Source organism: Rhizobium sp. BT-226 (assembly GCF_025847085.2).
GTDB classification, from domain to species: Bacteria; Pseudomonadota; Alphaproteobacteria; order Rhizobiales; family Rhizobiaceae; genus Rhizobium; species Rhizobium sophorae.
Window position 1 is genome coordinate 1,868,882 of sequence record NZ_JAOYTI010000002.1, and the last position, 9,933, is coordinate 1,878,814.

The 9,933-nt window shown below is 60.2% G+C and carries 5 protein-coding genes; all 5 read left to right on the forward strand.

Features of this window, described 5'->3' with window-relative positions; genetic code table 11:
- Positions 1–19: 19 nt before the first annotated feature.
- The 5 genes from OIU37_RS19475 to OIU37_RS19495 all read left to right on the forward strand — a co-directional run bounded on the left by OIU37_RS19475 (position 20) and on the right by OIU37_RS19495 (position 9,720).
- Positions 20–2,317, forward strand: a complete 2,298-nt coding sequence (locus tag OIU37_RS19475; protein ID WP_264258452.1) for a type I secretion system permease/ATPase — start codon at positions 20–22, stop codon at positions 2,315–2,317.
- Between the two features lie 5 nt (positions 2,318–2,322).
- Positions 2,323–3,672, forward strand: coding sequence for an HlyD family type I secretion periplasmic adaptor subunit (locus OIU37_RS19480; protein WP_171602115.1), 1,350 nt, complete (start codon positions 2,323–2,325; stop codon positions 3,670–3,672).
- 120 nt (positions 3,673–3,792) lie between these two features.
- The gene (locus tag OIU37_RS19485) at positions 3,793–4,284 is read left to right on the forward strand and encodes a hypothetical protein (protein ID WP_168313615.1); all 492 of its coding nucleotides are present in this window, start codon (positions 3,793–3,795) and stop codon (positions 4,282–4,284) included.
- A 269-nt stretch (positions 4,285–4,553) separates the two neighbouring features.
- Positions 4,554–6,206, forward strand: a complete 1,653-nt coding sequence (locus tag OIU37_RS19490) for a GNAT family N-acetyltransferase (protein WP_264258453.1) — start codon at positions 4,554–4,556, stop codon at positions 6,204–6,206.
- Positions 6,207–6,339: 133 nt separating this feature from the next.
- Positions 6,340–9,720 (forward strand): DEAD/DEAH box helicase, encoded by a 3,381-nt coding sequence (locus tag OIU37_RS19495; RefSeq protein ID WP_264258455.1) that lies wholly within the window; start codon positions 6,340–6,342, stop codon positions 9,718–9,720.
- Positions 9,721–9,933: the final 213 nt, after the last annotated feature.

Sequence of the window (9,933 nt, forward strand, 5' to 3'; positions counted from 1 at the left end):
GTATTGCGAAGGAACCACGATGAACCAGATTTCGAAACAAGTCTTTGCGGCAGGCAGCGCCCTCGATCTGAGGTCGGGCAATATTCCCTCCGCGGCGCCCTCGGAAGCGGAGATGACCGATCTTTGCATCTCTGCGATCGACGAGGCGGTCGAGAACCTTCGCAGGCTGAGCGGTGCGGCTGCTTCGTCTCCCGATGGCGGCAAGGAGACAGCCAAAGCTGCGGCAAACGAGGCTGCCGATATCGGACGCGCAAGCGCAACGCAGGCGCCCCCGCCGGAAAAGACGGCGGTGCCGGAAGCTAAAGTGGAAACGGCACCTCCTGTCGCGGCGGTGCAGGCACCGGCGACAGTAAAACCGGTGGAAGCGCCGGCCCCACCGCAGATCGAAGCGCGGGTGGCCCCCGAACTGCCGAAAGAGAAGACCGAGCTCAAATCGAGCCCGACGATGCCTTTCGGCAAGACCATCGAAGGCGACAGCGGTCCGATCAGAGAGAACGACAGGCGGCTGCGCACCGGCGGCGGCGGAAACGGCAAGGATTCCGATCCCGGGGGCGGCGGGGGCGGGGGCGGAGGAAGTGGCGGCGGTTTTCACAAGCGCAGCGAGCCTGTGAATTTCGCCGCCAGCCTCTCGCGCGGCATGGCGGCGGTACGACGCAACATGGTGGTCGTCATGATGTTTACGGTCGCCATCAACGTCCTTCTGCTGGCGATACCGCTTTATCTCTTCCAGATATCCGACCGGGTGCTGACAAGCCGCTCCATCGACACGCTCGTCATGCTCTCGATTGCCGTGCTCGGCGCCGTGCTGCTGCAGGCCTTCATGGATTCGGTGCGTCGCTTCATCCTAATGCGCACCGCAGTGGAGCTCGAAGTGCAGCTCGGCGCGCCGATCCTCAGCGCTGCGGCGAGGGCATCGCTGCATGGCAGCGGCAAGGATTATCAGACGCTGCAGGACCTGCAGCTGCTGCGCGGCTTCCTGACATCAGGCACGCTGATCGCGTTTCTCGATGCGCCGCTGATGCCGTTTTTCGTGGTCGTCGTCTATTTCGTGCATCCGCATCTCGGCATCATCATCATGGTCTGCTGTGCGGTGCTTTTCGGCATCGCCTATCTGAACCAAAAATTCACCGCCCGCCAATTCGCCGAATCCAACGGCTATCTCAGCCGGGCGAATTTCCATCTCGATTCCATGTCGCGCAATTCGCAGATCATCAACGCGATGGCGATGATCCCCGAGGCCGTGAAGATGTGGGGCCGGGAAACGGCGGGATCGCTGAAATCGCAAGTCGAGGCGCAGGACCGTAACATCATCTTCTCCGGCATATCGAAGGCCTGCCGCATGATCACCCAGGTTGCCCTGCTCGGCTGGGGCGCGCATCTGTCGCTCTCCGGCGAGTTGACGGGCGGCATGGTGATTGCGGCCTCGATTATCTCAGGACGCGCGCTGGCGCCAATCGAAGGCGCCATCGAAGGCTGGAACCAGTTCAACCGGTCGGCAGCCGCCTATAGCAGGATCAAGGGACTACTGTTGAATTCCCCATTGAACTTTCCGCGCCTGCGTCTCCCCAATCCCGAAGGCCGGCTCGATGTCGAACGCATTCTCTTCGTGCCGCCACCGCAAAAGAAGGTCATTCTCAACGGCATCTCCTTCTCGCTCCGGAAGGGGGAATCGCTTGCGATCATCGGTAATTCCGGGTCCGGCAAGACGACGCTCGGCAAGATGCTCGTCGGCTCGATCGTCCCGACATCGGGAAATGTGCGCCTCGACCTGATGGATCTGCGCAACTGGGACCAGCGCCAGTTCGGCGAAAGCATCGGCTATCTGCCGCAGGACGTGCAGCTCTTTCCCGGCACGATCAAGGCCAATATCTGCCGCATGCGCGACGACGTCGACGATCACCAGATCTACGAGGCCGCGGTGCTGGCCGACGTGCACGAACTCATCGCAGGCTTCCCGCAGGGCTACGAAACCATCGTGGCGGCCGACGGCGCCCCGCTTTCGGGCGGCCAGAAGCAGCGCATCGCGCTGGCCCGCGCCTTCTTCGGCAATCCCAAATTCGTCGTCCTCGACGAGCCGAATTCAAACCTCGATACCCAGGGCGAGGCAGCACTTGCCAAGGCGCTGATCCACGCCAGGAAGCAAGGTATCACCACCGTCACCATTACCCAGCGCCCGGCTCTTCTCCAATGCGTCGACAAGATCCTCGTGCTCAAGGAGGGCACTGTCGCCATGTTCGGGGAGAGGATCGAGGTACTGCAGGCGCTTTCCAAGAACAACGGCAATAACGGTCAACAAGCACCGCGCATTGAGGGATGAACGACATGGGACGGAAAAATCGGGAGACAATCGGTCCGGCGCAGCTCGAATGGTATAGTGATGTGCCGCGCTCGATCCGTGTGCACAGCATCGTCGGCCTGACGGTTCTCTTCACGTCGTTCGGCGGCTTCGGCTTCTGGGCGGCGACGGCGCCGCTCGCCTCAGCCGTTATCGCGCAGGGAAGTTTCGTCGCAACCGGCAATAACAAGATCGTCCAGCATCTGGAAGGCGGCATCATCAAGGAGATGCGCGTCAGCGAAGGCGATACGGTCAAGGAAGGCGACATCCTGCTGACCCTCGATCCCACAGCATCCCGCTCGAACGAGAGAATGCTGCAGCTTCGCCGCCTACGCCTGGAAGCCGTCGTCGCCAGGCTCCGTGCCGAAGCGCAGGGCCTGCGCGAATTCCAGCTTCCCGATATCGTGACGAAGGAGGCCAGCGATCCCGACATCAACGCGATCATCCAGAGCCAGAACGTCGTCTTCCACAGCAAGCAGATCAAGCTTGAAGAGCAGCTCAATCTGATCGGGAAGAACATCGCATCGCTCGAATTCCGGTTCGCCGGCTATAGGGGCCAGCGAGAATCCTTCGAAAGGCAGCTGTCGCTGCTGACCGAGGAACGCGACTCCAAGGCTCGGCTGGTTAAGGTCGGTTATATGCGCAAGACGGATCTGCTGGCAATCGAGCGGGCGATCGCCGATGCGATGGGCGACATTGCTCGACTGAATGGCGAGCTCAACGAGAGCGAGGCGGAGATCGCCAAATTCCGCCAGGAAGCGGTCATCGCCGTCAACTCCAACAAGCAGGCGGCACTCGATGCGCTCGAGACCGCCGAAACCGATCTGGACAGTGTGCGCGAACAAATGCGCGAGGCCGCCGGCGTGCTCGAACGCACCACTATCCGTTCGCCGGTGTCAGGCACGGTGGTGCGTTCCTATTTTCACACAGCCGGCGGTGTCATCACGACAGGAAAGCCGATCATGGAGATCCTGCCGGCGCATGTACCGCTGATCCTGGAAGCGCAGGTGCTGCGCACCTCGATCGATCAGTTGCATGAGGGAGAAACGGCCTCGATCCGCCTCACGGCGCTCGACCGGCGCACGACCCCTGTTCTGCAGGGCAAGGTCTTCTACGTCTCAGCCGATTCGATCGAGGAGAATTCGGGAGCTTCGGTCAAGGACGTCTATATCGTCCGCGTCGGAATACCCGATTCCGAGATTGCGCGGGTGCACAATTTCCATCCCGTTCCCGGCATGCCGGCCGAGGTGCTGATTCAGACGTCGGAACGCACCTTCTTCGAATATCTGAGCAAACCGATCACCGACAGCATGTCCCGGGCTTTCAAGGAGCGTTGATCGCTGACGATCCGGCACGGGCGATCCGGTAAATATGACGGACTTACCCGTTGTTCTGATGTAATGTTCACACGTCATCCCATCGAGGGATGGATCCCCTCCGGGGAGAAAGGGTCAAGCATGGCGGCGATGTCCGATGTCCTGCTGCGGGTCGGCCGCCTCAATTATGTCTGGACGAACACCGAAAGCCTGCTGATCTACATCATCGCCCATCTTCTCCGGGTCGAAAAGGATGCGGCAATCGTCGTGTTCCTGACGCTCAACACCACGCGCGCCCGGATCGATCTCATCGAACGGCTGTCCAAGCTCGCTTCGACCTCCCCTTCCGACCGCAAGGCGATCCTTTCAGCCATGTCGCGGCTGAAGAAGGAGTCCAAGGTCCGCAACAAGTACAATCACTGCATCTATTCCTTCGACGAAAAGGGAGAGATTTCGAGTACGCAGCTGATGCGGCTGGTCGAGGACGACAAGCAGATCCGCTACGGCAAGATCGAACAGATGGACGCCCGCGAGATCGACCTTCTCGAAAAGTCGATCGCCGAGATCGTCGCCATCAGCCGGACGCTCTGGGCCTTCATCCATGCGAGCCCGCAGATCTCCGGCGAACTCTGACCTAATCCTTATGTATGGAGGTTCTTAAAACCGCTGCACACTTTCGGGCGAGGTCCATTGAAACACAGCATCCTTCAGGACCCGTTGTGCTCTATCGCTTTGAATCCGTGCATAATTTTCACCAAAACCGATTGCGATTTTGGGTTATGCGCCGGCTCAGGACTAATCCCATTTAGGCCACTTAAATCATCCGGACGGTTTATTTGAAGATCGGTGTTTCCCATTAGAATGAAGCCTCCCGAGTGACGTATGGGGTATTGGGGGCGGACATGCGCATAGATATCATCGACACCGTTGCGGGGTTTGAGGCGGTACGCGAGAACTGGGATCAGGTCTTCCTGGAAGATCCCGGCGCGCAACATTTCCTCTCCTGGATCTGGTTGAAGAACTATCTCTCCCGCCGACGCCGCTGGTTCATCCTCGCCCTTCGCGAACGCGATCCCGAAGCACCCTATGTCGCCTTCTTTCCGCTGCGCCTCATCACGCATCTGAACGAGAAGACCGGGCTCTTCTACGACGAGATCATCATGGCCGGGAATTTCGCGGCCGATTATACCGGCTTCATCGCCAGACCGAATTACGAGCATCACGCCATTGCCGGCTTTGCTTCGTTTCTCAAACATCAGAACTGGACGGAACTGAAGCTCGAATATTTCAGCGGTCCTGCCCGCCGGCGCGAGAAGATGATCGAGGCGCTGCAAGGACCGGAGGTGATGTTTCGCGACAGCTCACCCAAGAACAGCGAGAATATCGACAATACGATCTGCCCGATCGTCCCGCTGCCGGCAAGCTTCGACGACTATCTCGAACAGCGCATGAGCAGCCAGACGCGCCAAAAGCTCCGGCGCTTCCTGCGCAAGGTCGAAGGCGATGATATTTACCGGATCACGATGGCAACCGCCGAGACCATCGATCGGGACTTGGACATCCTCTTCAATCTCTGGCGGATCAAGTGGAGTGCCCGCAAAGGCACGGAGCGGACCGAACGGCTGATCATCACCACACGCGAAATGCTGATGGACTGTTTCAACAGCGGCAATCTCGAGGTGCCGGTGTTTTGGCATGGCGACCAGCCGCTCGGCGCGCTGGCCAATATCCTCGACCGGCAGAAGAAGGCGATCCTCTTTTATATCACCGGCCGCGACGAGAACTGGAAGACGCCGTCTCCCGGCCTCATCCTGCATGGCTACTGCATCCGGCGGGCGATCGAGCACGGCTTCAAGACCTATGATTTCCTGCGCGGAAACGAACCCTACAAATATATGTTCGGGGTGGAGGAACGGCGGATCAGCTGCACGCTGTTCCGCACCCGCAACGGCCAGAATCTGCATGGCGTGCTCAATCCGCGCAGCGTTCGTTTCGTCTATGAACAGGCGCTCGACATGTACCGCAACGGCGCCCGCAGCAAGGCGGAGATCGCTTTCAACCAGGTCCTGCAATCTGCTCCCGGCCATACCGGCGCGGAATTCGGGCTCGCCAATCTGCTGTTCGACCGAGGAAAGCTGACGGAGGCACTGGCTGCCTACAAGGCTCTCATCGAGCGAGCGCCCGATCCGACACCGATCCAGATGCGGCTTGGCGACACGCAGCTTGCCCTGCATCAATACGACCAGGCCGCCGAGACTTTCCGCCGGGTCGGCGAGATCGGGCCGCATCTCATCCAGGCACATTACAAGCGCGGTATCGCCCTGGCGGCCAGCAAACGTCTGGCCGAGGCGGAGGCCATCTTCGCCGCGATCCAGGACGTGCATTCGGACGATCCGACCTCGCTCGATTATGCCGCCAAGGCGGGTGTCGCGCTCGAACGAATCCGCATGAGTGCGGAGCCCGCCCCTCGCAAGACGGATGTCGTGCCGGAGACCATCGCCCGCTGGAGCCGGGGGCGGCAGCTCAGCGAACGACGCCGGCCGCGTCTGCATTGACGCGGTTTTGCCATGGTGCGGAAATGCGGTCCGGCGGTTCCAGGACGCGCAGTCGCCATGGTCTTTGATTTTGAGCTGAGATCGTTGTTAAAACAAGCGCGAGCCTATTTTTGCAACTCCTCAGTGAGAACTCATGCAGACCAATGCAGATGGCGCCGAAAGGGAACGGCTTCTCGCCATTCTCGATTTCTGGCACAAGATCGAGTTCTTCATTCCTTACGATCTCTCCAGCCGTGTTGTCGCAGCTGCAGGCCGAACTGTTTTCTGGCTGCATGCGAAGACACTTGAGGATGACGGTGCCGCACTCAGCCGTCCAGCGATCCCCGAGGAGAAGCAGACCACGGGTTTTACCCTGTTCCTCGGCGTTTTCAGCAAATCGGAAATTGCCGACATCCGCAGGCATTTCGACAGCGTTGCGGCCGATATCGCCGAATATGAGGATGCCGAACGCGGCGACCTCGACGGCGATACCTGCTTTGCCAGCCTGCCGCTCTCCCCCTTGGGACAGCCGATGTTCGAAACGTTTTCCGTTTCGACGCTGCCATGGGCTTTGGGGCGGGTGCGCAAATCCGGCCTCTCCTCGCTCAGCCACGAGGCATTTGCCGACAGCAAGCGGCAGCTGTCGGAACTACTCCAAAACTTTCGGGCGCAGCGGCATCTGAGATCTTCATCTTCCGAGGACACGGACGATCAGCCGATCGACGCCGGCGAGATCCTGACGCTGCATGAATTGCTCTGCGATTGGGCCGGCTTTGCTTCGCGCCAGGAAAAGCCCATCGCCGCCGTCGAAATACGCTATCGAGACAGGGTGGAAAAACCCGAGGTCCTCTCCCTGCCGCCACCGCAGGAAAGCAATGTGCCCGATGCCGACGACGAAGAGGACGAGAGTGCAAACACCGAAGAAGAGATCGGGATCCTGAACAGCTTCTTCATCGAGGACATCGAGCAGGCGATGATGGGATTAAAACACGGCGATATCCCCAAGGCGCTCAGGCAATATCTCACTCCGCTGGCGCAGGAGAAACGGATCGACCTCTACTCGGAGGAGGGACGCCGGGCGATCGTTCGGGCCTTGCATCCTGGAAAACTCAACCGCGGGCGCTGGCTCAGCGAACCTCACCACGCAATGAGCCTCATGCAGCAGTTTGCGATCAGTTCGGCGATTGGGGACCTTTCGGAAGCAGGACTGTCCTCGGTCAACGGCCCGCCAGGGACGGGAAAGACGACCCTGCTTCGCGACATGTTCGCGGATAATATCGTTCGGCGCGCCCGGGTGCTCTCCTCCTTGAAGACGGCGCGCGATGCCTTCGGCAGTTCGGCGCGCCGCGTCATTTTCTCGGACCGGAGCACGGCCTCGATATCGGCGCTGATCCCGGCCCTGGCAGGATTCGAAATGGTCGTCGCCTCCTCCAACAACGCCGCCGTGGAGAATATCTCGCGCGACCTTCCGAAGCGAAGCTCGGTCGCGAGAACATCTTCATTCCAATATCTGCAGACCATCGCGCACAAAATCGCTTGCCAGAAGGACAATGGTGCCACCGTCAAGCTCTCCGACGACGACCGCCCATGGGGGCTGATCGCTTGTGCGCTCGGCAACTCCAGGAACCGCCGAGCCTTCAAGGAACGTTTTGCCTTCATGGAGATCGCCGATGGGCCGAAGCCCGGCTGGTCCGGCAGTGACAAGCCACAGACCATTTGGGAATGGCTGAAAAGCTATGAAGGCCCGACCTTTGCCGAAGCGTCGGCGGCTTTTCACGCCGCCGACGGCGCGGTCCGCGACAAGATCGGACAATGTGCACGCTATGCCGATCTCTATGACGAAATCGCCCTGGTTTCGCAGGATACCTTCTGCCGCGAGGCCCTTGAAGGGGTCAGGGCAGCCGAAAGCGAATTTCGGCAAGCGCAGGACAGATGCGACATGGTCCAAGCCGAAATACTTCGTATCAGGGAAGGTTTGTCTCATCTGAAAGAGGAGGAACAGTTGCTCGACCGCAGCGCTCCTGCCTGGTGGGAGAGAGTGTTGCCGACCACTCCTGCCCGGCAGCATCGGCAAGATGTCGGCGCCAATGCGCGCGGGCAGCTGGAACTGCGCAAGGCACTGGCGGAATGCGAGCGTCATCTTGCAAAAACTCATGGACCTGCGCTGAAACGGGCGTTGCGCGGACATCAGCGGGCCGAACGGGCGCTCAGATCACAACGGGAAATCTGGTCCCGGAAGAGAGAAGAATTCGGTCGTCTCGGGACGATTCTCGGTCATCCCGCCCTACCCGTGCGTCTCGCCGATCTCGAAACCGACCGTTTCCAGATTGGCGGTCTGTGGCATCAGGACGAACTGGCAGGCCTGCGTTCGACATTGCTTCAAGCAGCGTTGACGCTGCAGGAAGCGTGGCTGGCGGATGTGGGTAAGAAAGGCGGAGGTTTTGGAGGAAACATCGTCGCCATCAACAAACTGCTTTCCAACAACGGCCCCGCCGATGGCGAGCACATTGCGTTGATCTGGCAGAGCCTTTTCATGATCGTTCCGATCGTGTCGACGACGTTTGCCTCCTTTGCCCGGCAGTTCCGCGGTCTCGAAGCCGGGTCGATCGGCTGGGTCTTCATCGATGAAGCCGGTCAGGCGGTGCCGCAAGCGGCCGTCGGGGCCTTGTTGCGGGCGCGCCGCGTCATGGTGATCGGCGATCCCCAGCAGATCGAACCGGTCTTCACGCTTCCCAGCGCGCTGATCACCGCCACCTCGGCGCTCTCGCCCCACACGGCAACTGGACAATATTCGCCGAACAGGGCGTCGGTGCAGATGCTGGCCGATGCGGCCAACCGCTATGGAACGACCGTTCAGGGCGAGGAAGCGGACGGGCTCTGGATCGGCAGCCCCCTCAGGGTCCATCGTCGCTGCATCGACCCGATGTTCAGTCTTGCCAACCAGATCGCCTATCAGAACAAGATGGCCTTCGGGCTGGAAGAGCGCCGGCCGGCCGGCGACGCTCCACCGTTTTATGGCGACAGCGCCTGGATCGACGTCAGGGGAAGGGTGTCAGGCAAGCAGGCCGTTCCAGAACAGACGGGTTTCATTGTCGATCTCGTCACTGCCACTTATCGCCGGGACGGCGCATTGCCGGATCTCTATATCATTTCGCCGTTCAAGGAGATCAAGAACAGTCTGAGACAGGCTCTGGCCCATGCAGCATGGGGTGATTGGAACGGAAATACGCGCTCGTCTCCACCGAGACTATCGAAATGGCTGCAGGATCGGATCGGCACGGTGCATACCTTCCAGGGCAAGGAGGAAGACATCGTTTTCATGGTGCTCGGCGCCGATGCCGACCATCACGGGGCGGCGAGCTGGGCCGCATTGAAGCCAAACCTCTTGAACGTCGCCCTCACCCGCGCCCAGCGGCGATTCTATATCGTCGGCGATCGCAACCTCTGGCAAGGCCTGCCTTACTTCAGAGAGACGGCCGGCGCCTTGGACACAATGCAGGCAGCGGACTTCCTGGCCCGGAACGGATTGGGCTGAGGATCGAATCTGCGCGATGAAGCCTTGGCTTAATTCAAAAAGCGCGCACGAGGCGGGCTTTTTGTGTTTGTGTCTATGGTGGTCTATTTGGAATTTGGTTGCGGGGGCAGGCTTTGTTGTTTTCTGTCCCGCTGCGTCGGCTTTGCCTCCTTGCGGGCCCCTGATTAGGCGTTAAATCCTCGACCCGTTACCAAACAAAAAGCCCGCGCGAGG